25 protein-coding genes and 1 tRNA gene are annotated in these 23876 nt (G+C 58.7%); 9 read left to right on the top strand and 17 right to left on the bottom strand.

From position 1 onward, the window contains the following. Positions 1–225: 225 nt before the first annotated feature. Entirely contained in the window at positions 226–1434 is a 1209-nt protein-coding gene (locus CHN51_RS12635) for a VOC family protein (protein WP_164089167.1), read from the top strand. Between the two features lie 9 nt (positions 1435–1443). Continuing rightward, positions 1444–2040: a malonic semialdehyde reductase gene (locus CHN51_RS12630; RefSeq protein WP_100094335.1), complete on the top strand. Its 597-nt coding sequence runs from the start codon at positions 1444–1446 to the stop codon at positions 2038–2040. Between the two features lie 155 nt (positions 2041–2195). On the opposite strand, the gene CHN51_RS12625 is transcribed toward CHN51_RS12630, so the two are convergent. After that, a complete protein-coding gene (locus CHN51_RS12625) occupies positions 2196–2795 on the bottom strand; it encodes a TetR family transcriptional regulator (protein ID WP_100094334.1) in 600 nt (199 codons plus the stop codon). A gap of 116 nt (positions 2796–2911) precedes the next feature. On the opposite strand from CHN51_RS12625, the gene CHN51_RS12620 reads away from it, so the two are divergent. Next, a complete protein-coding gene (locus CHN51_RS12620; RefSeq protein ID WP_164089166.1) occupies positions 2912–4015 on the top strand; it encodes an aromatic ring-hydroxylating dioxygenase subunit alpha in 1104 nt (367 codons plus the stop codon). Between the two features lie 189 nt (positions 4016–4204). On the opposite strand, the gene CHN51_RS12615 is transcribed toward CHN51_RS12620, so the two are convergent. From CHN51_RS12615 to CHN51_RS12595, 5 genes are all read right to left on the bottom strand, one after another. Continuing rightward, positions 4205–4281, bottom strand: a tRNA-Arg gene (locus CHN51_RS12615). Between the two features lie 42 nt (positions 4282–4323). Beyond that, positions 4324–4821, bottom strand: a complete 498-nt coding sequence (locus tag CHN51_RS12610) for a DUF1178 family protein (RefSeq protein ID WP_100094332.1) — start codon at positions 4819–4821, stop codon at positions 4324–4326. Next, entirely contained in the window at positions 4818–5651 is an 834-nt protein-coding gene (locus tag CHN51_RS12605; protein WP_100094331.1) for a carbon-nitrogen hydrolase family protein, read from the bottom strand. The genes CHN51_RS12610 and CHN51_RS12605 overlap by 4 nt, the downstream gene beginning before the upstream one ends. Before the next feature lie 6 nt (positions 5652–5657). Then, positions 5658–5915, bottom strand: coding sequence for a glutaredoxin 3 (grxC, locus tag CHN51_RS12600; RefSeq protein WP_100094330.1), 258 nt, complete (start codon positions 5913–5915; stop codon positions 5658–5660). Positions 5916–5993: 78 nt separating this feature from the next. Beyond that, the gene (locus CHN51_RS12595; RefSeq protein ID WP_240616720.1) at positions 5994–6716 is read right to left on the bottom strand and encodes a ComF family protein; all 723 of its coding nucleotides are present in this window, start codon (positions 6714–6716) and stop codon (positions 5994–5996) included. A gap of 55 nt (positions 6717–6771) precedes the next feature. Here CHN51_RS12595 and CHN51_RS12590 point away from each other — a divergent pair, with 55 nt between their 5' ends. After that, complete coding sequence (locus tag CHN51_RS12590; protein ID WP_100094328.1) at positions 6772–7650, top strand: methyltransferase domain-containing protein; 879 nt, start codon at positions 6772–6774, stop codon at positions 7648–7650. Here the strand turns inward: CHN51_RS12590 and CHN51_RS12585 are convergent. Beyond that, entirely contained in the window at positions 7647–8069 is a 423-nt protein-coding gene (locus tag CHN51_RS12585; RefSeq protein ID WP_100094327.1) for a (deoxy)nucleoside triphosphate pyrophosphohydrolase, read from the bottom strand. The two genes, CHN51_RS12590 and CHN51_RS12585, sit on opposite strands and share 4 nt — an antisense overlap. Positions 8070–8161: 92 nt before the next feature. On the opposite strand from CHN51_RS12585, the gene CHN51_RS12580 reads away from it, so the two are divergent. Next, the gene (locus CHN51_RS12580; protein ID WP_100094326.1) at positions 8162–8335 is read left to right on the top strand and encodes a Flp family type IVb pilin; all 174 of its coding nucleotides are present in this window, start codon (positions 8162–8164) and stop codon (positions 8333–8335) included. A 113-nt stretch (positions 8336–8448) separates the two neighbouring features. Further along, on the top strand, positions 8449–8613 hold the full coding sequence (locus CHN51_RS12575) for a Flp family type IVb pilin (protein WP_100094325.1): 165 nt from the start codon (positions 8449–8451) through the stop codon (positions 8611–8613). A gap of 110 nt (positions 8614–8723) precedes the next feature. Here the strand turns inward: CHN51_RS12575 and CHN51_RS12570 are convergent, their stop codons facing one another. From CHN51_RS12570 to CHN51_RS20340, 5 genes are all read right to left on the bottom strand, one after another. Continuing rightward, on the bottom strand, positions 8724–10223 hold the full coding sequence (locus CHN51_RS12570) for a M48 family metalloprotease (RefSeq protein ID WP_100094324.1): 1500 nt from the start codon (positions 10221–10223) through the stop codon (positions 8724–8726). A gap of 111 nt (positions 10224–10334) precedes the next feature. Further along, positions 10335–11282: an acetyl-CoA carboxylase carboxyltransferase subunit alpha gene (locus CHN51_RS12565; protein ID WP_100094323.1), complete on the bottom strand. Its 948-nt coding sequence runs from the start codon at positions 11280–11282 to the stop codon at positions 10335–10337. Positions 11283–11313: 31 nt separating this feature from the next. Beyond that, positions 11314–12210: a tyrosine recombinase gene (locus CHN51_RS12560; RefSeq protein ID WP_100094322.1), complete on the bottom strand. Its 897-nt coding sequence runs from the start codon at positions 12208–12210 to the stop codon at positions 11314–11316. Between the two features lie 39 nt (positions 12211–12249). Further along, positions 12250–14130, bottom strand: a complete 1881-nt coding sequence (locus CHN51_RS12555; protein WP_240616719.1) for a hypothetical protein — start codon at positions 14128–14130, stop codon at positions 12250–12252. After that, complete coding sequence (locus tag CHN51_RS20340) at positions 14114–14248, bottom strand: hypothetical protein (protein ID WP_276308585.1); 135 nt, start codon at positions 14246–14248, stop codon at positions 14114–14116. The genes CHN51_RS12555 and CHN51_RS20340 overlap by 17 nt, the downstream gene beginning before the upstream one ends. A gap of 93 nt (positions 14249–14341) precedes the next feature. On the opposite strand from CHN51_RS20340, the gene CHN51_RS12550 reads away from it, so the two are divergent. Continuing rightward, complete coding sequence (locus tag CHN51_RS12550; protein ID WP_100094321.1) at positions 14342–14917, top strand: shikimate kinase; 576 nt, start codon at positions 14342–14344, stop codon at positions 14915–14917. Continuing rightward, positions 14914–16014, top strand: coding sequence for a 3-dehydroquinate synthase (gene aroB / locus CHN51_RS12545; RefSeq protein WP_100094320.1), 1101 nt, complete (start codon positions 14914–14916; stop codon positions 16012–16014). Before CHN51_RS12550 ends, aroB begins: the two co-directional genes overlap by 4 nt. A 21-nt stretch (positions 16015–16035) precedes the next feature. On the opposite strand, the gene CHN51_RS12540 is transcribed toward aroB, so the two are convergent. Genes CHN51_RS12540 through radA form a run of 4 tightly spaced genes read right to left on the bottom strand, consistent with a single transcriptional unit; the run spans position 16036 to position 20141 of the window. After that, positions 16036–17802, bottom strand: a complete 1767-nt coding sequence (locus CHN51_RS12540; protein ID WP_100094319.1) for a monovalent cation:proton antiporter-2 (CPA2) family protein — start codon at positions 17800–17802, stop codon at positions 16036–16038. 3 nt (positions 17803–17805) lie between these two features. After that, the gene (locus CHN51_RS12535; RefSeq protein WP_100094318.1) at positions 17806–18246 is read right to left on the bottom strand and encodes an iron-sulfur cluster assembly scaffold protein; all 441 of its coding nucleotides are present in this window, start codon (positions 18244–18246) and stop codon (positions 17806–17808) included. Then, positions 18243–18767, bottom strand: a complete 525-nt coding sequence (locus tag CHN51_RS12530) for a CvpA family protein (RefSeq protein WP_100094317.1) — start codon at positions 18765–18767, stop codon at positions 18243–18245. Before CHN51_RS12530 ends, CHN51_RS12535 begins: the two co-directional genes overlap by 4 nt. Before the next feature lie 9 nt (positions 18768–18776). Next, a complete protein-coding gene (gene radA, locus CHN51_RS12525) occupies positions 18777–20141 on the bottom strand; it encodes a DNA repair protein RadA (RefSeq protein ID WP_100094316.1) in 1365 nt (454 codons plus the stop codon). Positions 20142–20460: 319 nt separating this feature from the next. Here radA and CHN51_RS12515 point away from each other — a divergent pair, with 319 nt between their 5' ends. Further along, entirely contained in the window at positions 20461–22812 is a 2352-nt protein-coding gene (locus CHN51_RS12515) for a patatin-like protein (protein ID WP_100094314.1), read from the top strand. Here CHN51_RS12515 and CHN51_RS12510 read toward each other — a convergent pair whose 3' ends face one another. Beyond that, positions 22813–23760, bottom strand: a complete 948-nt coding sequence (locus tag CHN51_RS12510; protein ID WP_100094313.1) for an MBL fold metallo-hydrolase — start codon at positions 23758–23760, stop codon at positions 22813–22815. Positions 23761–23876 lie beyond the last annotated feature (116 nt).

The raw sequence follows: 23876 nt of genomic DNA, 5'->3' as shown, positions 1-23876 counted from the left end.
ACTCCAATGCCGTTTTCCGGCTGTTTTGCCGGGCCAATATGACGCGGACCGTCAACAATGCAACCTATTATTGAATTTATCCTTTTTTTCGAATATTTCCTTGCATTTTATAACTGATAAATCGATGATGTAATCCTGAGCACCACCGGGACCGGCGCAGCTGCCCTGCCCCCGGCGCTTCAAATATGCCATATGATCTGTAAGTGGGATGAGGAGAGAGAGAACATGAGCACCTATAACGTCGAGGGCATAGAATTTCCCCGACCATTCCGGATACGCAGGCTGGGGCATTTTGGCTTCAATCTAAATTCGATTGATGACGGCATTGATTTCTACGGCCGGCTTCTCGGTTTCGATATGACCGACATGGTCGAATTGAAAAAGCTGGCGCCGCCCGATGTATCTACCGACTTCATGGTTGATGACAGGGTGCCGTTCATGACCTTCAATACCGATCATCACGCAATGATCATCGCCCATCCTTCGGTCGGCCCGATCATCGGTGACCCGGAAAGCCATCCCGAGATCACCATGTCCCACTTCACCTGGCAAGTCGGTTCTCTCGAGGAAGTGGTTGAAGCGCAGAAATATCTGGCAGGCAAGACCCGCATCCACCGGACCGGTCGCGATATGCCGGGCAGCAACTGGCACTGTTATTTCAGCACGCCTGAAGGGCAGACCTGCGAACTCTATTACGGCATGGAACAGGTCGGCATCAACGGCCGCAGCAAACCCCTGCCCTATTACGACCGGCGCTTCGACGGCGAATTTCCGATGCCGCAAATCTCTGACTTCACCGAGCGCGACGCAAAGATCGCGCAGGGCGTGTCGATGGAAGACGGGTTCCAGCGCACCGAGTTCGGCGACGATCGCCGCTATGATGTCGGCGGCGTAATGCTCCGGCGGCCCTTCAAGATAACCGCATTGGGTCCGGTCGCCGTCTTCGTAGAGAATATGGCGGATTCGATTGCCTTCTACACAGACGCGCTCGGTTTCAAGGTGACCGAAACGGTTTCCTATCAAGGCCATGACTTTGTCTTTTTGCGGCATGGCAACGAACATCACAGCCTGAAACTCTATCCGCTTGAGGCACGCGCGATGCTGGGCCTGTCCGAACATTCCCGGACGGCCAGCATGGGCATGCGAGTGGGCAGCTACAAACAGCTTAGAAATGCGGTCGAATGGCTGAAGGCGGAAGGCGTGTCTTTCATCGAGCAGCCGCCGGAACTCAACCCGGGCATTGATTACACCGCCTTCGGCCTGGACCCGGATGGTCACGCGATTCAGCTCTATTATTATATGGAGCAGGTGGACTGGGACGGAAAACGTCGCCCGGCTGAGCATCGCCGGAAGCTGAAAACGCCGTGGCCCGAAACCCTCGATGCACTGGAGGACACCTATGCCGATCAGACCTTCATGGGTCCGTTAGGATAAGGCTGTAAGATGACCAATACCAAAGCAATTTCCGACGAAGCCCTGAACCAGCTTTTCCTCGATGCCCGCAGTCAGAACGGATATCGTGACGTACCCGTCTCCGATGACATTCTCGAGCGCCTGTACAATGTGCTCCGGACGGGGCCGACATCGATGAACTGCCTGCCCGGACGTTTCATTTTCGTGCGCACGACGGACCAGAAGAACAAAATGGCGGAATGCGCCGCTCCGCCCAATCAGGACAAGATCCGCAACGCGCCCGTGGTGGTGGTAATCGGCATGGATATGGATTTCGTAGAGACCCTGCCGCGCCTGTTCCCGCACGCTGACATGCGGGGCTTCTACAGCGGCAACGACAAGCTGGTTGAAGAAACCGCGTTTCGCAATTCGAGCCTGCAGGGCGCTTATCTCATCATGGCGGCCCGCGCACTCGGTCTCGATTGCGGGCCGATGAGCGGTTTCAATCCGCAGGCCATGGACGCGCTGTTCTGGTCCGGCACAAATGTGCAGACTAATTTTATCTGTTCGCTGGGATATGGCGACCCGTCAAAAGTCTTCCCTCGCCTGCCACGCCACGAATTTGACGACGTCTGCAAGCTGGTCTGAAGCGTAAATCCGGGACGCCTGCGCCAGCGGGACATACCGACCGGACAAGCGGCGGCGGCATATCTCTCCCGAACGTCGCAAGGCGCTGCGGTCGACCGGCGGCCAGCCTGGCCAATCGCCAACAGGTCAAGGTGCAGACCGCTGCCGCATGAGGGTCATGGCGTCTTTGCCTCGGGCGTATCCATGGCGGTGACCGGCTTGTCCAGCAACCCGGAAACCAGCGCAGACAAAGCTGTCTGGAACGCTTCGTCAAGATCGAAAAACCTCTCGAGATAGGCGCTGGTCCCCTCGTGCGAATGGTCGAGCGCCATGCCAATCGCCAGAGCAATCACCGCGGCCTGCATTTCCACGGCCCTATTGACGCTCCAGCCCGAAGCGGTCAGCGCCGACGAAGCGTTTTCCGCCGTCACCTCATGAGAATGTACGGGCGGCTGGGACTGGGCAAACAGGCGAGCTGCATCGCGCCTTTCCCGCAACACGCTGTACAGCGCCGATCCAAATTTCATCAACCAGTCGCCCGGCGAGCTCCAGTCATAAACCGCATCGCATGCCTCGAGGAAATAGCGCGCCGCCAGATCGGACATCAATTCCGATTTGTCGCGGTAATGCGCGTAAAGGGACGCGGCCTGGATTTCGAGCTTGCGCGCCAGCGAGCGCATGGTCAGCCGGTCGAGCCCGGATTCCCCGATAATCTCCAACGCCGCAACGCAGATCATGTCCTGGGAAAGAACGATATCGGTCCTTCTAGCCATCATTTCACCTTTACAATCTAACGCAGTTAGATTAAATATGCCGCCATTGGCAATCGTTTAAATCCATTGCCGCGCCGCAGCAAATGCGGCGGTCTAAAATAGAGGAGAGGACAAAGCAAATGGCGTTTCTGAAGAATGTTTGGTATTGTGCGGGCTTCTCGCATGAGCTTGATGACGCGAAGCTTCTCGGCAGAAAATTGGTCGGTGAGCATGTATTGATATATCGCACGGAATCGGGCGAGGCGGTGGCGATGTCCAACGTCTGTCCGCACCGATTTGCTCCGCTCAGCGAAGGGCATCGCTACGGCGACAATGTGTCCTGCCCCTATCACGGCCTGGAATTCAACGCCGAGGGCCAGTGCGTCCGCAATCCCAATGGTGACAAGGGCACGCTCACGGACCTGAAGGCCCCGAGAGTGGCCCGTCTCAAATCCTATCCGCTGGAGGAACTCTGGGGCATCCTGTTCATCTGGATGGGCAAGCCGGAAAAGGCGGATACATCCCTGATTCCCGACTTCTCGATGACGGAAGAGCGACCCGGCCACCGGACCGTGTTCGGTTTCCACAAGCTGGACGCGCATTACGAACTCGCCGTCGACAATCTGATGGATCGCACCCATGTCCAGTTCCTGCATCCGCGCCTGAATCTGGGAACCGATTTCCGGGACGACTTCGAGCGACGGTACAGTACCGAACAAATTGGCGACGAAATCTGGGATTATCATTGCGAACTCAATGCCCCACGCATGCCGCTGACCGCCATATTGTGGCCCGAAGCGCCGGAACTGATGGAATATTATTTCGATGTACGCTGGAATGCACCCGGCCATATGCTGCTCGATGCAGGTTCCGTTGCGGCGAACACCGACCGCAAAATTGGTTCGCACACGCCCGGTGCCAATATGGTCACACCCATCGACGAACATTCCTGTTATTATTTCTGGAACAACTGCCGCGACAGCAATCTCGATTCGGCGGAAGCGGACAAGGGCCTGCAACACGGGATCACCGACACATTCGCCAATGAAGACGGACGGATGGTCGCCATGTGCCAGGAGATGATGGATGGAGAAACCGACCTTCTGTCCATGAAGCCGCTGCTCCTTCCCAGTGACGAAGCTGCAGTCCGGGCGCGCCGCGTCATTGCTCGAAAATTGCGTGAGGAGGCCGAGGAAGAGGCGCGGGAAGCCGCAGACAATGGCGCGCTGGAAGCGGCAGAATGAACGAGAATATTTGCACCGGTATCCGGCCGGTGCAAATATTCCTCAACGCGGAAAGTTCAGGATTTCGGCAAACGGCAATAATATCGAAACTCGGCCGGCAGGCCCAAGACAACAATTGATATCGAACCTGGGGCCAAGCCTCTCGCAAACAAAAAATCGGAACTAGCCTGCGCCGCCAGCCTGGAGATATGGTGCGCCCGACAGGATTCGAACCTGTGGCCCCCAGATTAGGAATCTGATGCTCTATCCGACTGAGCTACGGGCGCTGTGGCGGCATGTTTAGCCAGATCGGCGGGCGCATGCCACAGTCAATTTTTCGATTCAGGCGGCAAGACCGGCAGCGGCAGCGGAAGCGCCGCAATGCCTTCTTCTGCCAGATCGGCCACTTCTTCCTGCGAGGCCGTACCGTGGATCGGTTTCTCCTCCGCGTCGCCATAATGAATGTCGCGCGCCCGATCGGCAAATTTGTCACCGACCCATTCGGAACTGGCCAGCATCTTTTCTTGCGCCTCGGCCAGTTTGCCGATGATCTCCCGATATTCGGCCGGCACCGCCACGTCATTGGAAACCGGCTTGGCAGCGACCGGCATTTCGGTACGCTCTTCCGCAGGTCTGGCCGACGCGGCTTGCTGATTGCCTTTGCGGCCCAGATTTGGGGCCATCACCGCCTTGGCAATATTGCCGCTGCCGCACACGGGACAGTCCAGCAGGCCGCGAGCCTGTTGATCGGCATAATCGTCCGAGGATCCGAACCAGCCCTCGAATCGATGCTCGCCATCGGCGCAGATCAGGTCAAAAATAATCATCTTGTTGGTACCGGCTTGGCAAAGCTTTTGCGATTGGCGACGGCAGGAATGCGTGAACGCACCGTCTTTACCTGCCCGATATCCAGGTCGCAGAAACCGATCCCTGTCCCCTCCCCCATGTCGAGGAGGATGTCGCCCCAGGGATCGACGACCATCGAATGGCCGTAAGTTGACCGGCCATCTTCGTGCTGGCCATATTGCGCGGCTGCGACGACAAAGGCCCCTGCCTCGATCGCGCGGGCCCGCAGCAAGATTTGCCAATGGGCCTTCCCGGTGGGCACGGTAAAGGCAGCGGGTACCGACAATATGTCCGCGCCCGCATTGGTCAGGGCCTCGTACAGGGCCGGAAAGCGGAGATCATAGCAAATCGACAGGCCAAGTGTCGTTTCGCCAACCGGCGCAACCACTGCGTTGCGTCCGCCGGCATAGGCCGAGGACTCCCGCTGCGATTCATCAGGACCAAGATCAACGTCGAACAGGTGGATCTTGTCATAGCGCGCGGTAATATCGCCCCGAGGGTTGATCAGATAGGAGCGGTTGTTCCATTTCGCACCGGGATCATCCGGGTTCTTGATCGCCAGCGAGCCCAGTTGCACCCATATCCCCGCCTTCTGCGCCGCAGACCGGACGGCGGACAGGACCGCATCCTCCGGTTCGCTGCGGATCGCCGATGCCGCGCGTGACCGGTCCCGGTCCAGCAGTCCGCTCATTTCGGGGGTGAAGATCATGGCAGCGCCACCCGCAGCGGCTTCCGCAATGGACGAACAGAGTTGGTCGGCATTGTCCTCCGGAACAATACCGCTGTTCATCTGGGCCAGCGCGATTTTCAACCCGGTTCAGCCCGCCAGAAGCGCGTCGAGCTCGCCCGACCGGTCCAGGGCAGCCAGATCGTCCGATCCGCCGATATGACGGTCATCGATGAATATCTGCGGCACCGTCATTCTGCCGCCGGACCGCTGGATCATCTCCTCGCGTTTCTCGCCACCCATGCTGATGTCCGTTTCCTCGAAACTGACATTCTTGCCTTCCAGCAAGGCTTTCGCACGAAAGCAGAAGCCACAGGTAAATTTGGTATATATTTCAACTTTAGCCATAATTTGCTCTTTCTACCTTGAATCTGCAAATGGGCTGTCCGCGCGGCAAATTCAAGCAATCACTGCTGGGCCAGCATTTCAGATATTTTCGCTGTTGCCTATAACCCGTGCCCAGCAGAAGACGAGCACCTGATTGGCACCCGCTTTTTTCAGCAACCGCGCACAGGCATTGCTGGTCGAACCGCTTGTATAGACATCGTCGACCAGCAGAACCGACTTGCCGGCAAGGATTTGCTGCGCCTCCGGGCGCAGTGCAAATGCCCTGTCGACGGTCTTCCGCCGTTGCTGGCCGCTCATCCCCCTCAGCGGAGGCGTCACCTTGCTGCGAATGATCACGTCATGGTCCAGTGCGATACCGGAACTGCGGGCGATTTCCCGGCCGATCAGAACCGACTGGTTGAACCCGCGACGCCACAACCGTGACCGGTGCAACGGGACCGGAACGAGGATGGCATTGTCCGCGTGGTCCGCGACATGTTTCTGCAGTTGTTCGGCGATCAGTTTGGCGAGCCCCAGGCGCGTGCCATATTTCAGCCGCATCGCGATCAACGAACTCAGGTCGTCATAGCGTACCACCGCCCGCACGCCGTCGTGGGCGGGCCGGTCCACCAGGCATTTTGCGCATAGATTTTCCCCGGGATGGTCGAAGACCAGCGGCAGGCCGCATGCGGCGCACCACGGTTTTGCAACAAAGTCGAGCTGCTGCCAGCAGGACAGGCAGAAGTGATTGTCCGTCTCCACGGTGACGCCGCATATCGGGCATCGGGGCGGCAAGGCGAAATCGAGGATCGGTCTGAACATGGCTCGTAACGGCATTTGATCTTTTTGGCGGGCGCTCCTAAAGCCGCAAGACCCTATGACCGATACAGTCAACCATAGCGAAATTTTTGATCGCAAACGGCGCCGTATCGTCCGCGATCGCGCCTATGCGCGGGCAAAGGGTGACGATTTCTTTTCGCGGATCATGGCCGAGGAAATTCTGGAACGACTTGATGTCGTGAAGCGCGACTTTCGGCGAGCACTGGTAATCGGCCTGCCCGCGCGACAGCTCGAAGACGAGCTGCGAGCGCGGGGCATGACGGTATTATCCGCGGATTCCAGTTCCCTGCTGGCGCGCGCGCAGGGCGGCGTGATCTGCGATGATGATCGCCTGCCCTTTGCCGATCACAGTTTTGACCTGATCATCAACATCGGTTCGCTCGATACCGTCAATGACCTGCCAGGTGCGCTTGTTCTGAGCCGCAGGATTTTGGTCCCAGATGGTCTGATGCTGGCGGCCCTTGTCTGTGCAGAGAGCTTCACATCGCTGAAATCGATATTGATGGCGGCCGAGGAAGACCGGGTTTCGTCCCATATCCACCCGCAGATCGACGTACGAACGGCTGGTGATCTCATGGCCCGTGCGGGCCTGACAATGCCGGTTGCCGACAGCGACCAATTGCGTCTGAACTATTCGGAACTCGGGCGTCTCATCTCGGACATAAGGGATGTCGGGGGGAGCAATATACTCTCCGGCGGGCTCTCCTCGATCGGACGTAAAGTTTATAAAAAAGTGTTGTCGCTGTTCCGGGCACAGGCCGCAGCCGACGGGAAGTTCGCGGAAAGCGTCACTCTACTCTATCTTTGCGCCTGGGCACCCCATCCCGACCAGCCAAAACCGGCACGCCGGGGAAGCGGCCAGGTATCGCTTAGCACGACCCTTGCGGGGAAAGGCAAGCGCCAGCCAGACGGCTAGGCCGGATTGCCGAGACTTTCCGATAATTTCTGAACCAGCGGGCCATCGGCTGGCGGCATCGGTAATTCGCGAATGACATCTATCTCCAGCCATTGCACATCCTGCGACTCCGCATTGCGAACATCCCCGGCCCAGGTTCGGCTCTTATAAAGGAGGAGGATCAGATGCCGGTCTCCCAGGGCTTCGCTGGCGAACGCTACGGGTTCCAGATCCGCTTCGTCGACATCTATGCCCAGCTCTTCTTTCAGCTCGCGCACCAAGGCCGTCTCCGGAGTCTCGCCTCTTTCAACCTTGCCGCCGGGAAACTCCCAGAGCCCCGCCATCGGCTTGCCTTCGGGGCGCTTCTGCACCAGAATTCTGCCATTCCGGTCGACCAGTGCAGCGGCGACGACAAACAGCAATGTCGGGATTTTTTCCATTATTTTATGCGATGTAAGGATTTTGTTAATCCATTTCTGTGAAACGGGGGATGTTCACGACTTAGCAGAACTTTATCCGCGTTGAGAGAGACATGTTTGATTTTTTGAAAAAAATATATCTTTCCGACAAGGGCGCAACGGCTGTTGAATATGGATTGATACTGGCTCTCATAGCACTGACCGTGCTTGTTTCGATTGCCGGTGTCGCCAACAGGACGGTCGGTATGTGGGATGACGTTGCCAACGAGGTAACCGACGTTTCGTAATTGTGTTTTCGGACTTAAAATCTTGGTAAGGTTTTTGGTTTAAGTTGTTGAACATTGGATGTGAATTGGATCCAATAGGGTAAGTGAAGTTTGTCAAATCTAGGAGACCAGACATGAAATTCGTACGTAAAATGTTCAAGAATGAAGAAGGCGCAACGGCTATTGAATATGGCCTGATTGCTGCTCTGATCGCTGTTGCAGCCATCGTTGCAATGGGTCAGCTGGGTAACACCCTCAGCAACACCTTCAAAGAAGTCGATAACTCGATGGCTGGCTAATCTTCGGATTAACCAAGCAAAGAGGACGGCAGCCTTGCGGCTGCCGTCTTTTTTTGTGCCCGAAGAAACCAGCTTGACGCAATAAGTCGGCATCAGCCGGCACGTGGCGATCAATAAGTGATGATCTTCACCTTCTGACCGACGCGCAACCCGTCATTCGCGTTTAGCCGATTCAGCACCAGGAACCGGTCCTGCTGATAATTGCTATAGGCCATGCGCGACGAAAGGCTCGAGATCGTGTCGCCGCTTTTCACCGTGACGACATCAACCTTGCGGGACCGGATTGCGGCAGCCTCATTGGCGGAAAGCCGGTTGATACTCTGATACATGGGCGAGAAGACCGCGGCGCTTCCGGCCGGGGCGATCGTGGCAAAATGAAACGCGCTGCTTTTTGAAAATTCATAAGCAAATACGGTCACATCGACCTGGCCATTGCTGCTGTCCACCCGCGCCATTGCATAAGCTGCAGGCAGCCCGTTGACCGTGGTTCTCTCGATATTGCCATAGGCTATGGTTTTTCCTTCGCCCGCAAGGCTCTTGAACGCCGTATCGATATAGCTGGTCATATTCCCGTTATAGGCGCCGGTGGTAAACTGGCCTTGCCCGCCGGAGCCCGAGATCGAGACCGCGCGCGCGCCATTTTGCATCGAGAAGCCGTTCGGGACGGTGAATTTCAGCTTGAGATCGCGGTGGAGGAAGCTGTTCCCCTCGATCACCCCCTGCTTCGGATCATCGCCGTAGAGAATACCATCGAGATTTTGCAGAAACTGGTCGCGGTTGCGGACCCCGCCGCTGCGGGTCAGCTTGCTTGCATTGGTCGCCGCACGCGTCACCCGGCGTGCCGGGTCGGGATGGGTGCTGGCCCATTCGGGGGCGCTCCGGGCATCGCGGCCGGCCGCGCGCGCGTCGATCGCGGATTGTGCTGCCAGCGAATATAGCATGGATGACAGGGCCTGCGGATCATATCCGGCCGATGCCAGATAGCGGATACCCAGATCGTCCGCCTCATATTCCTGCTTGCGGGAATATTTCAGCGTCAGAAGCTGGCTGCCGGTCCCGAAAATTTCCTGGCCAATGCGGCCGAGCGAGGAATCCCCCAACAATATCTGCGAGCCGATTTGGCCCAAAACCCCCAAAATGCTGTTCCGCGTCGCTGCTTTCTGGCGTTTTTCACTATGCCGCGCGGCAACATGACCAACTTCATGTCCGAGAACGCCAGCCATTTCTGCTTCATCGTTCATCAACGCCATCAACTGCCGGGTAAGATAGACATAACCTCCCGGAATCGCGAATGCGTTGTTTACTGGACTGTTCAACAGCGTAACGGTGAAATCGCTTCGCGCGTTGCCGAGCCCTGACTGGACGGCTATATTTTGTCCCACGCCGACAACATAGCCGACCTGTGGTCCTGTATATGCGCCGCCGAATTCCTCCAGCAATTGCGGATGGGCTTCCGCGCCTTTCTGTTTTTCCGCCGCCGAAATCGACCGCGCCTCGCCAGCCTGGCTGCCCGCCGAGTTGACAGCACCGGCGTCCGCACCGCTACCTGTGCAAGCGACGAGCGCAATAACGCCAGCAGCACTCATTAGTTTTGTCGAAAATTGTCTCATATCCAGCTCCTCATGGTCGCAGTGTATAAGAACTGATCAACTGGTAAAGAGTTCCTCTTGTAAAATGACGTTTCGTACGCCGTGAACGACGCAGAACCTACATTCTCTTGCTCAAAGCGCCCCGATTTCCAGGAATTTCTCGCGCCGCAGCCGCCTCAGCTCTTCGCGATCAAGCTTTCCGAGCTGCTCAAACTCTTCCTCAATCGCCCGACCAAGCGATGCGATAGCCAGGGTCCGGTTGCGGTGCGCGCCACCTACCGGCTCGTCGACGATCCGGTCGACAACGCCCAGTTTCTTGAGATTCTGCGCCGTGATCTGCATGGCATCTGCGGCGACATCGGCCTTGTCTCCCGTGCGCCAGAGAATTGAGGCGCAGCCTTCCGGAGAAATGACGGAATAAACAGCATGCTCGAACATCAGCACTCTTTCCGCCGCAGCCAAAGCAACAGCACCACCAGAGCCGCCTTCACCGACGATGATGGCCACCATGGGAACGCCGAGCGAAAGGCATTTTTCTGTTGAACGAGCGATAGCTTCGGCCTGCCCCCGTTCTTCGGCCGACACGCCTGGGAAAGCCCCGGATGTATCAACCAGCGTCAGGACGGGAAGCGAGAAACGATCCGCCATATCCATCAGGCGGATCGCCTTGCGATATCCCTCCGGTTTGCCCATCCCGAAATTATGCCGCAAGCGGCTTTCGGTATTATCACCCTTTTCATGGCCAATCACTACCAGTCGGCGGTCTCCCAATCGGGCGAAGCCGCCAATGATGGCTTGATCGTCACCAAAATTCCGGTCACCGCCGAGCGGAATGAACTCGTCGAACAGACCCGCGGTAAAATCCTTGAAATGCGGACGCTCCGGATGACGCGCGACCTGCGTCTTTTGCCAAGGCGACAATTTCGCATAAGTGTCGCTCAACATTTTGGCAGATTTGACCTGCAGCTTCTCGATTTCCGTTTCGATATCAAGAGAGCCTTCGTCAGCCGTATCCCTGAGTTCCAGAATTCGGGCTTCCAGGGCGGCGATCGGTTTTTCAAAATCGAGATAAGATGTCATGAAAACGAGTTAGAACCGGACAGGCAAAACGTCAACGCGCGAGATCCAGCTGGTTCAATGGATGACGATTATTCACCAATTCAACCAGACGGGCACTGTCGATATGCGTATAGATTTGCGTGGTGCTTATGTCACTGTGCCCGAGCAGCGTCTGCAAGGCCCGCAAGTCTGCACCACCCTCCAACAAATGAGTAGCAAAAGCATGGCGCAATACATGCGGACTGATCTTCGTGGGGTTTATCCCGGACCGGGCAGCGTGATCCTTGATGATCTGGAACAGCCTGACCCGACTGATATGGCCCGTTCGCGAAGGAAAAAGCCATTTCTCCCGGGAATCAACAAGTTCAGCCCACCGTCGGACGGCGCTCCGGGCCTGATGGGAAATCGGCACCAGCCGTTCCTTGTCGCCTTTGCCCCTAATGATCAGAAAGGGCTTGTCGCCGACAATCGCTGATCGCTGCAAACCGACAAGTTCGCTTGCCCTGAGCCCAGAGCCATAAAGCAGTTCCATAATCGCGGAAAGCCTGACCACCGACGGTTTGACTGGTTCGCTCTTCAACCCATCCGCAATCAGCTGGAACAATGCCGCGACCTCGGCGTGCGACAGGGTCTTCGGCAAGGACCGGACAAGTCCCGGCGTCGGAAGAGCATCGGAAGGATCATCGACGCGAAAGCCTTCCTCCACGAGAAAGCCGAAGAAGCGCCGCAGGCTGGAAGATTTCCGGGCCACCGTGCTATTCTGCAGCTTGCGCCAGTGGGACGGCAATCTCGTGATCATTTCGCGATTCGCGCTGGACAATCGTCCGCCGGTCAATTCCGATGCTTGCTGCAGATCTGTGCGATAAGCCGATAAAGTGTGTTGCGATGCACCGGCTTCCGCCACAAGCATCTCCAGAAATCGTTCGATCAGATTGGCATCATCGCTCATAACATGCCCGAATAGACCTGATCGTGGTCAAAGCAAAGCCTAGGTCCGCGTCAGGGCTTCGGCTGCAATCATCCGCGCTTCTGGCTCCAAGCCGACCTGCTTCAGGCTTTGCGTGATGTGAAACAGATGCAACGGCGACATGGCGCTCCAGTCGCGGCCTTGCATGCCAACCGCGGCAAGCAATGCCACCGTTCCCGACTGGCCGCGCCGCGCGGCAGACTGGATCGCCCTCGTCCACTTCGTGGTGCGCCCCAGGTTCAAATCCAGGTCAGCCGCAAATTCGTCAATGGTCTGTTGGTCCGCTTTGCCCAGTCCAGCGACCGCAGCCAGCAGGAATTTGCTGCGTAATTGCCCGTCACTCTCATCATTGCCGCCAAAATCATCCAGCGCATCATAGGTGACGGGTGCCGCTCTCGTCGGGGTTGCAACAACCAAAAGCGCCCAGCCGTCGCTCCCTTGATCGACGATATCGGCCCATCGTGCGGCGCTACGGTCAAGACCCGCAGAAAGCATCGAAGCGATTAGATCGGCACTCTCGTCGCCCAGCGCGGCTGAGGGAGGGATTTTTGCTGCAGCACGGGCGGTCAATATCTTTGCGGAATATCGGGTAAGCGAGCCGTTGGAGCGTCCCCAAAGATCGCGCATTGCATCGAGCCGAGATTGTGCGGTGTCGTTGGTATAAGCTTGACGCAATGTCGAAGCCAGCGCCTTCCGGTCATCACCGGTCTCCGGATCATCATAGGCAGCGGCGTACAGATCAATCATCGCCTGGTTCGAGAATACTCCGATCGCGGCGGCGATATCAGCTGCTTTCATCCGGGAATCGATCGAAAGCATTGGTGCTCGCGCGCGCCAGCCCTGCACATGGCGTCCGGCCTGTGCATATAGACGATCCGGCGGTTCAACACCGGTCGCAGCGCCCAGGCCGAAGCGCCAGTTGTTGAAATATTCTATATCATCCCAAAGAATGGTCACAGCGCGCCGACCTTCGAACCCGGCACCAATTGTCTTTTCAGCAAGCAGATAATCAATGCCTGTCGCAATCTTGTCGCGCCTTGCCTGTTGCAAAAGGCTGGTCGCACGGCTCTGCTCCCCGGTGAGAGAAGCGCATATCGGCCGGAACATGATCCAAGTCGGCGCATCGCTGACCCGAGCCCCCCCGTCTACCAGCGGGCAGATGCCAGCAGGGTCGGCCGTCGCCAGATGCGCCTGCATCGCCACCTCGTAAAGGCGTGGTGTATAGTTGCCACCATCCACCTTCAAAACCAGCGAACGGGCAGCATCGGCTTCACCCATGAGCAACAGCCGCCAGGCACGTTCGGCGGCCCAGTCCGCCGGATTTACATTTTCAGGACTGACAACCTTGCTGAGCAGCGTGCGGCGAAGCAATATGGAACCCCAACGGGAAATGATTGGACCATGAAGGTTTCTGATCAAATTGGTCAGATATTGCCCGCCCTCTTGTCCGAAAGCGTCTTTTGGCAGACCGTTATATTTAGGAGTCAGAACGCCGATTTCCGTCATCGACCGCCGCTCGCCTGCGGACAGGGTATATTGGGGCTGGAGCGCGTCATCCAACGCGTTCAGATCGAGTTCCCCATTCTCGTCCAGCGCCAGTAAGGACCGATCCAGATCGGTTTCCTCTACATTCCGGTCCTCGGCGGCGTCGCCGGAGGGCTGACTTGCGGGAGGAGAGACCGGCCGCGCCGGAATCGGTGCAGGGGCGGGTGTCGGAAGACTTGGAGGCGTGGGCCTTGGGGCCGGGGTGGGAGCAGGAGCGGGCTCGCCAAATCCAGGAGGCAGGAGCGATTCCGGAGAATTCTGTCCCAAGACCGGAATCGCCGCAAAGAGCGCGCCGAGACTGACAGCGGCCAAAGAAATATGCTTGATCCGCATATTCATCTTATTGCAGATCGTCACCAATTACCGGCTTTTCAACCGGTTGCAGTGGTTGTTCGACATCCATCGAAGCAAGGGCCAGTGCCGCACCGATCAGGATTGCAACAAACAAAATTAGAAAAACCAACTGACGCGGCATCGATGTAACTCAATCTTTCAAACAGTTAAAAAACTAGCATAGCCAGCATTGGAATTTGCACCCGTAGCCAACCCTTGTATAGCCTTTGCCCCAATGGACAAAAACATAAAAGCCTCTTTCGACAAATCAGACGGAAATTCCGGTGAAACACCGGATTTTGTGCCGGATCAGCCGATTGTGCTGGTCGGGTTGATGGGAGTGGGCAAAACGACGGTCGGCCGCCGTCTGGCCAAACGGCTGGGCCTCGGTTTTGTTGATGCCGACGAGGAGATCGAACAGGCCGCCGGACTGACGGTTGAAGAAATCTTCAGCCGCTTCGGCGAGGACTATTTCCGCGACGGCGAACGGCGCGTCATCGCGCGGCTGATGGAGGGCGAACGGCAGATTATCGCCACTGGCGGCGGCGCCTTCATGAATGATGAAACGCGCGCGTTGATCCTCGAGAAGGCTATCTCCATCTGGCTGGATGCCGATCTGGAGACTTTGGTGAAGCGCGTCGCCCGCCGCAACACCAGACCGTTGCTGAAAACCGGCGATCCGGCAAAGATATTGGCCGAACTGGCAGCGGTCCGGAATCCCGTTTATGCCACCGCGCATATCCATGTCACGGGCAATGATTCGCCCCATGAGATAACCGTTGAAAAGATAATCGAGGCATTACAGCGTTGACCCAGATCACCGTCGAACTTGGCGAACATAGCTATCCCATATTGGTCGAGCCGGGGGCTCTGGATCAGGCCGCCACGCATTTGCAGCAATTTGCCAGCAATCGGCGGCTGTTCATCCTGACGGACGCAAATGTCGAGGCGCATCTGCTGCCGCGATTGCAGCAAGCCTTTGCCGGAAGCGGGATCGCGCTTGTCGTCAAAAGCCTGTTTGCCGGAGAATCGAGCAAGAGCTGGCGGCAGCTTGAACTGGTTACCGACTGGCTTTTGGCCGAAGGCGCTGAACGTTCCGATACGCTGGTGGCACTCGGTGGCGGCGTTATCGGTGATCTCACCGGCTTTGCCGCGGCAATCGTCAAGCGCGGCTGCGGCTTCGTCCAGATCCCCACCAGCCTGCTCGCGCAGGTCGACAGCAGTGTTGGCGGCAAGACCGCGATCAACAGTTCAGCCGGCAAGAACCTGATCGGCAGTTTCAACCAGCCACGCTTCGTGCTGATTGACCCGCTCGTGCTGAACAGCCTGCCGGACCGGGAATTGCGCGCCGGCTATGCCGAAGTGGTCAAATATGGCCTGATCAGCGACGCCACTTTCTTCGCCTGGTGCGAAGCCAATGGCGGCAAGGTCCTGAACCGCGATCCGGAAGCTCTCAGCAAGGCGATCATCCACAGCGTAGGGGCCAAGGCCCAGATCGTCGGCGAAGACGAGAAGGAACTCAGCGGGCGTCGCGCCCTGCTCAATCTCGGGCACACTTTCGGTCACGCGCTGGAAGCCGAGACGGGCTTTTCCGACAAGCTGGTCCATGGCGAAGCCGTGGCTGCCGGCATGGCGCTGGCCTTTGCATATTCGGTCCGCCGCGGTCATTGCGATCCGGCGGATGCGGAGCGCGTCAAAGCCCATTTGCAGGCGGTCAATCTGCCACACGACCTGTCCACCGCTTCGGTGCGGGCTTCCGGCCAGCGGCTCGTCGCCCATATGATGCACGACAAGAAAATGAGCGGCGGTACCCTGCCCTTCCTGCTTGCCAACGGTATCGGTCAGTCCTTCCTCGCCAAGGACGTCGATCTGGATGACGTTGCTGCCTTCCTGGACGAATCGACCTGAGTAGCGCCGCCAGGCCGATCGTCAGGATTTTTGTCCCGGATTATTTTCGAACCTGAGTTCCGCACCGGCGAGCATGTCACCGCCCGATTTCATCTGCGCTTCCAGACGGTCGCAATCGCGCTGACGGAATTCCTCCTCCACCTCTTCGATCAGGCTGCTGTCCAGATCGATTGCGAACATGGCCTGGCGTGCGAGATGGATCGCCGATTCAAACATCTCCCGCTTCATCCCGACGATGCCAAGCCCCTTGAGTGCGATCAGCTGGCGGCGGTCATAGACTCGAACGAACATCTTGGTTTCCGGGAAAGACTGCACAATGGCCCGCGCCTGTTCCGGGCCGAAATTCTGGTCGTCCATGCAGAAGACGATGGCGTCCGCGTCATCGGCACCGGCCCGTCGCAAGAGGTCAATACGGGTCCCGTCTCCGTAAAAGACCTTGGCACCGAACCGTTCGTGAAGATCGATCTGTTCCGGTTTGATGTCGATCAGCGTCAGCGGAATTTTGGCAGCCATCAACATTTGTGACACCGTCTGTCCGAACCGTCCCTGTCCGACCACGATCACCGGCGCCCGGTCGGCATTGGCCGGATCTTCGAGATTGGTGGACGAGTTGGTACCACCATTGCTGAACCGGCGCGCGAGCAGCATCAGGAAGGGTGTCGTGGCCATGGAAATCGTGATGATCGCACCGAACAGGCTGCTGGCCTCGGGTTCGATCAGCAGCGCCTTTTCGGCTTCGGAGAACAGTACAAAGCCGAATTCTCCGCCCTGGCTGAGCAACATGCCCATCGCCAGCGCCGGATTGGTTTCCATGCCGAACAGCTTGCCCAGCCCGAATATGATCGCGATCTTGACGGCAACCAGCACAATCGCCGCGCCAAGCACGAAGCCGGGGTTTTCGAGTACGACATTGACGTCCAGCATCATGCCGACAGCGAGGAAGAAGAAGCCGAGCAGCAGCGAGCGGAACGGATCGATATCGGCTTCCAGCTCGTGCCGATAAGGCGAATTGGCGAGCATCACCCCGGCGATAAACGCGCCAAGGGCCGGCGAAAGCCCGATAAATTCCATCAGCGTTGCGCCACCGAGGACGGCCACCAGACCGGCGACGATGAACAGTTCCCGCTCGGCAATCCGGCCGATCACCTTGAGCAGCGGCTGCAACAGATATTTGCCGGCCAGGATCAGTCCGCCGATAGCCAGTATCGCGTAGAATGCGGTCATCCATCCGGACGGGCCGCCTTCGTCCTGAGGCGCGCGCGAAAGCGCCGCGATGATGGTCAGAAGCGGAATGATCGAGAGATCCTGAAACAGCAGGATCGAGAAGGCTTTCTCCCCGGTCGGCGTGTTCAGCCTGCCGGAGGATTGCAGCATCGGCAGCACCTGCGCGGTGGAGGAGAGCGCCAGCGGCAGGCCAATGGCAATCGATGCCGCCAGCGTGAAATTGGTTGTCGCCATGATCAGCAGGAATAGCGCGATACCGCACAACACCACCTGGCTCATGCCCAGGCCAAAGATTGCCTGCCGTAGGCGCATGAGGCGCGCCGGTGCCAGTTCCAGCCCGACGATGAAGAGCAGGAGTATGATGCCGATCTCGGAAAATTCCAGGATCGTCCGGGCGTTGCTGATCAGCTGGAAGCCATGCGGCCCGATCAGGACCCCTGCAATCAGATAGCCGAGAACCGCACCGATGCCGAACCGCCGGAAGATCAGCACCATCACCAGAGCCGCGCCGAGCATGACGAAGCCGCCCAGCAACAGATCGGCCATATGGGTTTCGCTTTCCATCGATCAGGCCGCCTTTCGTTTGGCAGCGGCATTGGCGCAAGCCGCGATCACCGCATCATAGGGAAGCAATATCGCGGCATGACGGCCCTTGTGATCCCGGGCCGCCGCCAGTTTATCCATATCCGGCCACTCGCCGGGAGAGGTGCCTGATCCCTCCAGAAACGCTGCCAGATTGTCTCGCACAGCGCTGATATCCGCGGCCGTCCTGCCGATGGCTTGCGCCCCCAAAATGGCGGCAGAGGCCTGTCCCAGCGCGCAGGCGCTTATTTCGAGACCGATATCCTGCAGCGCGCCGTCATCGCCGAGCATCACGTCCGCCGTGACTTTGCTGCCGCAGGTCCGCGATCGAAGTTCTGCCGTGCCATCGGGTTTATCCAGTCTTTGCTGATTCGGAATCGACACGGCCAGACGCAGAATCTCGCGGGTGTAAAGCACGCCGCTCATTGATCCGTTACCGCTTGCTCGTCGTCCGCTTTCCGCTGTTCCTCGACAAAGTCTATCATCGCCTTTCCGCTCGCATGGAGCAGTGGATAGGTGCGGGATGCCTCGAGCCATTCCGGTCGAGGCTCATCCGCACTATAGATTGTGTCATAGACCAGTACCACCAGCAGATAGATCAGCGTGGCGCCTATCAGGCCCTTGATCATGCCGAAACCGAAACCCAGCACGCGATCGATGGGACCCAGTACGGATTTCCGAGAGCGCGCGCCAATCGAGCGAGCCAGCCAGCGGCCCAGCGCATAGATGACAATCACGATCGACGCGAACGCCAGCACCGAGGCTCCGCTCTCGCTGCCCACCGGGCTGATCAGCCGCTCGTAGATCGGCATATGCAGCATCCGCACCCCGATCACGACCAATATCCAGACGATCAGCGAAAGCGCTTCCTGGACGAATCCCCTGAGGAATCCGAGAACCGCGGCGCCGCCCATCAGAACCAGTACAAATATATCAAGACCCGTCATGGGCTCTAGCTAGTCACGGTCGAGCATATGGTCAACGAGATTGGCGAGTTTGGCGAATTGCAGCTTCTTCATGCTGTCGCTGCTTTTTTCGCCGGACGCCGGGATCAGAGCGCGGTCGAAACCGAGCTTGGAGGCTTCCTTCAACCGCAACGGCGTGCGCGAGACCGGGCGTATCTCGCCGGACAGCGCGATTTCGCCGAAGATCACGGCATCGCTGGGCATCGGACGCTCGGCATGGGCCGAGATCAACGCCGCCGCCACCGCCAGATCGGCAGCGGGATCGGTGAGCCGATAGCCCCCCGCAACATTGAGATAGACTTCCGCCCCGGAGAAGCTCAGCCCGCAGCGCGCTTCCAGCACCGCCAGGATCATCGCCAGCCGCGAACTGTCCCATCCGACCACCGAGCGCCGCGGGGTTGCGCCACTCGCCAGCCGGACCGTCAGCGCCTGTATTTCCACCAGCACCGGCCTTGTGCCTTCCATTGCCGGGAACACGGTAGCGCCGGTCACTTCCTCGCTGCGGTCGGTGAGGAACAGGGCGGAGGGATTGGCCACTTCGGTGAGGCCTTTTTCTTCCATCGCGAACACACCGATTTCATCGGTGCCGCCAAAGCGGTTCTTGATCGAGCGAAGGATACGATATTGGTGACTGCGCTCGCCCTCAAAGCTCATCACCGTATCGACCATATGTTCGAGCACACGCGGACCGGCGATATTGCCATCCTTGGTGACATGGCCGACGAGCATCACCATCGTGCCATGTTCCTTGGCAAATTTGATGATTTCTTGTGCCGACGCGCGTACCTGGCTGACCGTCCCCGGCGCGCCTTCGATCAGATCGCTGTGCATGGTCTGGATCGAATCGATCACGACGAAATCCGGCGCGTCGCGGCCCAGGGTCGTCAATATGTCACGGACAGAAGTCGCCGAGGCAAGCTTCACCGGTGCCTTGCCCAGCCCCAGACGTTTTGCCCGCAACCGCACCTGATCCGCCGCTTCCTCGCCGGAAATATAGGCCACGGATAGCCCGGCCTCGGCCAATCGCGCAGATACCTGCAGCAAGAGTGTCGATTTTCCGATCCCCGGATCACCGCCCATCAGGGTCGCCGATCCAGCCACCAGACCACCACCGACGGCGCGGTCAAATTCGGCGATACCGGTCTTTTTCCGGTCCGGCAGCGCGATTTCGCTATCCAGCCCGACCAGCCGCACCTCGCGCCCGCCGGTCTGCAGATTATGCTTGGATGCGAACACCGTTTCGCCCGCTTCCTCGACCAGCGTATTCCACTCGCCGCAATCACTACACTGTCCTTCCCAGCGGTGCGCGATCGAGCCGCAATTCTGACAGACATATTTTTTCTTCGCTTTGGCCATGGGATTTACCTAGCAGAACAAATAAGGAACGCCAGTGCTTTTGCCTCAAAAATTAAAACAGGGTCACACGGGTCACACCCCCTAAAGGCGAAAATGATTTCAGCTCGTGAAGATGCGCGAAAAGCCAAGGACCAGATTGCTCTCGCCCGCATGACTATCCTGTTTCCGGTTCATGGATCGACCATAGCAAAGAGTTTCGGGTGTAGGAAAGCCCTGCTTGTTAGGTAGAAGCGGGGCCCACATCCGGCGGCTTCTTGCGACAAAGGCCATGCGGTGCATTACGGGTTGCGCCCTCCCCGCCATCCTGTAGTTAAAAGCCATGCGGCAGAAAGAACTCAGACTGGCCTTGATCTGCTATGGCGGCGTGAGTCTGGCCATCTATATGCACGGCATCACCAAGGAAATCTGGAAGCTGGCGCAGGCCAGCCGGGATTTCCACGACGGCGCGCGGATCGACCAGTGCAGCCGCGGAATCTATTATGACATCCTCGAATGGCTGGAGCAGGAGACGGGCACGCGGCTGCGCATTCTGCCGGACATTATTTCCGGCGCCAGCGCCGGCGGGATCAACGGGATATTCCTGTCTCAGGCGATCCTGTCGGGCCAGTCGCTCGATCCGCTGACCGACTTGTGGCTCGACACCGCCGATGTCGACAAGCTGCTCGATCCGGATGCGCGGCCGCTGTCGCGTTTCTCGAAATTCTGGGCCGAACCGATTGCCTGGATGGCGCTGGGCCGCAAGGGCGGCGCGGTCGAACAGACCGTCTCGAAAGAGGCGCAGGAAGAGGTCAAGATGAAGCTGTCGCGCTTTGTCCGCGCGCGCTGGTTCGCTCCGCCCTTTGGCGGCAAGGTGTTCAGCGGCCTGATCTGGGACGCGCTGGCCGCGGTCCGGGCAACCGAGCGCGGGCCACGCCTGCTGCCGCCGGGCCAGCCGCTCGACCTGTTCGTCACGGTCACCGATTTCGTCGGCCATCCGGAAAAGCTGCAGCTGCACAGCCCGCCCGAAGCGCTCGAGATGGAGCATCGGATCACCATCGGCTTTTCGACCAGAGGCAAGAGGGACGACGCAATTGCCGATCCGGCGGCGCTGACCTTTGCCGGTCGCGCCACCGCCAGCTTCCCAGGCGCCTTTCCGCCGTTCACGGTGCGGGAGCTGGACGGGCTGCTCGAAGACCATGATTATGTCTGGGAGGGACGTTCCGCCTTTCTCAAACGGATATTGCCCAACCAGTTTCGCGCCGGAACAGCGGAGGATACGGTGCTGATCGACGGTTCGGTCCTCGCCAACGCGCCCTTTGCCCAGGCGATCGAGGCGTTGAAGAACCGGCCCGCGAAACGCGAGGTCGACCGGCGTTTCGTCTATATCGACCCGCGCCCGGATCTCGATGTCGCCAAGAGTGACAAGGCGACACAGCGGTTGCAGGCGGCGCAGGAGGCCGAGAATGAGGCGCTGCCCGGTTTCTTCTCGACGATCTTCGGGGCGATTTCGAACATCCCCCGTGAGCAGCCGATCCGCGACAATCTCAACGCCATTGCCGGACGATCGAACCGGATCATCCAGATGCGGCTGATCACCGAGAATCTGCGCGGCGAGGTCGAGCAGCATGTCGAGAGCCTGTTCGGACGCACCTTTTTCCTCGACCGGCCGACGCCGGCACGAGTCGCCGCCTGGCGTCGCAAGTCGCGGGACAAGGCGGCCAAGCTTTCCGGCTTTTCCTACAGCGCCTATGGCCATCTCAAGCTGGCGACGGTGATCGAGGATATCGCCCATACCATCCGGCGGGCCAAATCCGATCCCAACGGGCACAACCACCCCGGCCTGCGCAGCGCTTTATGGGCCGAGATACGCCGCCTCGGCCTCGACAATGTCGGGCAGAAGAGCGGCGGACCGACCAAGCCGGCGGCCGAGTTTTTCCGGCAGCATGATCTCGGCTTCCGGGTGCGGCGGCTGCGCTTCATGGCGCGGCAGCTTGCCGAAGATCTCGACCGCGCCGATCCGGCCGCTGCCGAGGTGATGGAAGGCATGCACGATGTCATCTATGACTGTCTTTCACTCTATATCGAGCGCGAGACGATCGACTATCTCGGCGATGATTTCGTCAGTCTCGCCGAGGAGGCGGAGGAACATCCCGGAACCATGCTGGATGCGCTGGCCAAGGCCCGCGACCTGACCTCGGCCGACGCGATTGTCGACGCGAGGCTGGCCGAAGCGCTGGCGGTGGTCCCGAAGGCGGAGAAGCGCTCGATGCTGCTCGCCTTCCTCGGCTTCCCCTTCTACGACATCGCCACGCTGCCGCTGCTGCAGGGTGAAGGGCTGGACGAATTCGATCCGATCAAGGTCGACCGCATCTCTCCCGAAGATGCCAAGACGATCCGCAAGGGCGGCGTGGCGGCGACATTAAAAGGCATAGAATTCAACAATTTCGGCGCCTTTTTCAGCCGCAGTTACCGCGAGAATGACTATCTCTGGGGCCGACTGCACGGGGCCGAGCGGATGATCGACATCATCTTCTCCACCCTGCCCGTCTCCAAACGCCCCGCTGAAGATACGATCCTCGACTTCAAGAAGACCATCTTCCGCAAGATCGTCGACGAGGAAGAGCCGCGGCTGACCAGGGTCAAACCGCTGATCGCCGCCCTGCGCGAAGAAATCGAGGCCGCGACTCTCTGACTAGTGGGCGTGGTCTTCCACATGATCCGGCTGCTGCAAGCTCTTGTAGACCGCTTCGACAAAGGCATCGCCCTTGATGAAGGCATCAGGGTTGATATCCCACCGCGCCGCCGGTTTCATCGCCTGCACCGCTTCCAGTGATTTGCCCTCGGCCTGCGCCTTTGCGACCGCGCCGATCACCGTTTTGAGCATGTCCCGATAGGCGATCAGGTCGGCCTTGGTCGCCATCGGTCCATGGCCCGGGATGATCTTGCTATCGTCATCCACCATGGCCAGCACCTTCTCTGCCGCCGCCAGCACGCCGCGCACATTGCCGCCGCTGTTGAGGTCGATAAAGGGCAGACTCACCTCGTTGAAGAACAGATCACCCATGTGCAGCACATTGGCTTTCTTCCAGAAGATGACGCTGTCGCCGTCGGTATGGCCGTGTTTCATATGCATGACCTGCACTTCGTCGCCGTTGAGATGCAGCTTCAGACCGTCATGATAGGTGACGGTGGGCAAGGCCTCGACCGGGGACGCCGGATCATTGCCGCGTCCCGACTTCTGGATACCCAGCATCCGCTCGCGAACATGGTCATGCGCCATGATCAGCGCGCCGGCCTTGCCGAAATTCTCGTTCCCTCCGCTATGGTCGCCGTGCCAGTGGGTGTTGATCAGATAGGTCACCGGTTCCGCGCCAAGGTCAGCGATCGCCGCCTGGATCTTCGGCGTCAGCGGTGCGAACTGGTCATCGATCAATACGGTACCATCGGGCCCGTAGGACACGCCGATATTGCCGCCGGCACCGAAAAGAACAGCGACCCCTTCGGCCAGAGGTTCGGCCTTGATCTCGACCGAAGCAAAGCGGTCCGCTTCCTGCGCGTTGCTCTGGCTGCAGGCGGACAGCGCGAGCGGAGAAGCGGCGAGCAGCAAGGCGGCGAAAGTTCTGGATATCGGTTGTGACATGGGAAGGGTCTCCTGTTTTTTTCGTCGGGTCGGTGGTTTTTGGTGGCTATCGGTTACCCCACCTTCATTGGTTTGGGCCCCAGCCTTCGCTGGGGTGCCATTCATTGTAGCGACTT

It is taken from the genome of Sphingorhabdus sp. YGSMI21, assembly GCF_002776575.1.
GTDB lineage: Bacteria > Pseudomonadota > Alphaproteobacteria > Sphingomonadales > Sphingomonadaceae > Parasphingorhabdus.
The sequence above is the reverse complement of the archived record's forward strand: the minus strand, read 5'-3'. Positions and strand labels throughout refer to the sequence as shown.

Bases quoted from the DNA above. Each gene is read 5' to 3' on its own strand.
- CHN51_RS12585 (WP_100094327.1), bottom strand. From the start codon at position 8,069: ATGGAAAAAATCCCGACATTGCTGTTTGTCGTCGCCGCTGCACTGGTC.
- CHN51_RS12610 (WP_100094332.1), bottom strand. From the start codon at position 4,821: ATGATTATTTTTGACCTGATCTGCGCCGATGGCGAGCATCGATTCGAG.
- CHN51_RS12515 (WP_100094314.1), top strand. From the start codon at position 20,461: ATGCGGCAGAAAGAACTCAGACTGGCCTTGATCTGCTATGGCGGCGTG.
- CHN51_RS12510 (WP_100094313.1), bottom strand. From the start codon at position 23,760: ATGTCACAACCGATATCCAGAACTTTCGCCGCCTTGCTGCTCGCCGCT.
- CHN51_RS12560 (WP_100094322.1), bottom strand. From the start codon at position 12,210: ATGAGCGATGATGCCAATCTGATCGAACGATTTCTGGAGATGCTTGTG.
- grxC (WP_100094330.1), bottom strand. From the start codon at position 5,915: ATGGCTAAAGTTGAAATATATACCAAATTTACCTGTGGCTTCTGCTTT.
- CHN51_RS12550 (WP_100094321.1), top strand. From the start codon at position 14,342: ATGGACAAAAACATAAAAGCCTCTTTCGACAAATCAGACGGAAATTCC.
- CHN51_RS12595 (WP_240616720.1), bottom strand. From the start codon at position 6,716: ATGTTCAGACCGATCCTCGATTTCGCCTTGCCGCCCCGATGCCCGATA.
- CHN51_RS12620 (WP_164089166.1), top strand. From the start codon at position 2,912: ATGGCGTTTCTGAAGAATGTTTGGTATTGTGCGGGCTTCTCGCATGAG.
- CHN51_RS12630 (WP_100094335.1), top strand. From the start codon at position 1,444: ATGACCAATACCAAAGCAATTTCCGACGAAGCCCTGAACCAGCTTTTC.
- CHN51_RS12635 (WP_164089167.1), top strand. From the start codon at position 226: ATGAGCACCTATAACGTCGAGGGCATAGAATTTCCCCGACCATTCCGG.
- CHN51_RS20340 (WP_276308585.1), bottom strand. From the start codon at position 14,248: ATGCCGCGTCAGTTGGTTTTTCTAATTTTGTTTGTTGCAATCCTGATC.
- CHN51_RS12570 (WP_100094324.1), bottom strand. From the start codon at position 10,223: ATGAGACAATTTTCGACAAAACTAATGAGTGCTGCTGGCGTTATTGCG.
- CHN51_RS12590 (WP_100094328.1), top strand. From the start codon at position 6,772: ATGACCGATACAGTCAACCATAGCGAAATTTTTGATCGCAAACGGCGC.
- CHN51_RS12540 (WP_100094319.1), bottom strand. From the start codon at position 17,802: ATGGAAAGCGAAACCCATATGGCCGATCTGTTGCTGGGCGGCTTCGTC.
- CHN51_RS12625 (WP_100094334.1), bottom strand. From the start codon at position 2,795: ATGATGGCTAGAAGGACCGATATCGTTCTTTCCCAGGACATGATCTGC.
- CHN51_RS12575 (WP_100094325.1), top strand. From the start codon at position 8,449: ATGAAATTCGTACGTAAAATGTTCAAGAATGAAGAAGGCGCAACGGCT.
- CHN51_RS12535 (WP_100094318.1), bottom strand. From the start codon at position 18,246: ATGAGCGGCGTGCTTTACACCCGCGAGATTCTGCGTCTGGCCGTGTCG.
- radA (WP_100094316.1), bottom strand. From the start codon at position 20,141: ATGGCCAAAGCGAAGAAAAAATATGTCTGTCAGAATTGCGGCTCGATC.
- CHN51_RS12530 (WP_100094317.1), bottom strand. From the start codon at position 18,767: ATGACGGGTCTTGATATATTTGTACTGGTTCTGATGGGCGGCGCCGCG.
- CHN51_RS12580 (WP_100094326.1), top strand. From the start codon at position 8,162: ATGTTTGATTTTTTGAAAAAAATATATCTTTCCGACAAGGGCGCAACG.
- CHN51_RS12565 (WP_100094323.1), bottom strand. From the start codon at position 11,282: ATGACATCTTATCTCGATTTTGAAAAACCGATCGCCGCCCTGGAAGCC.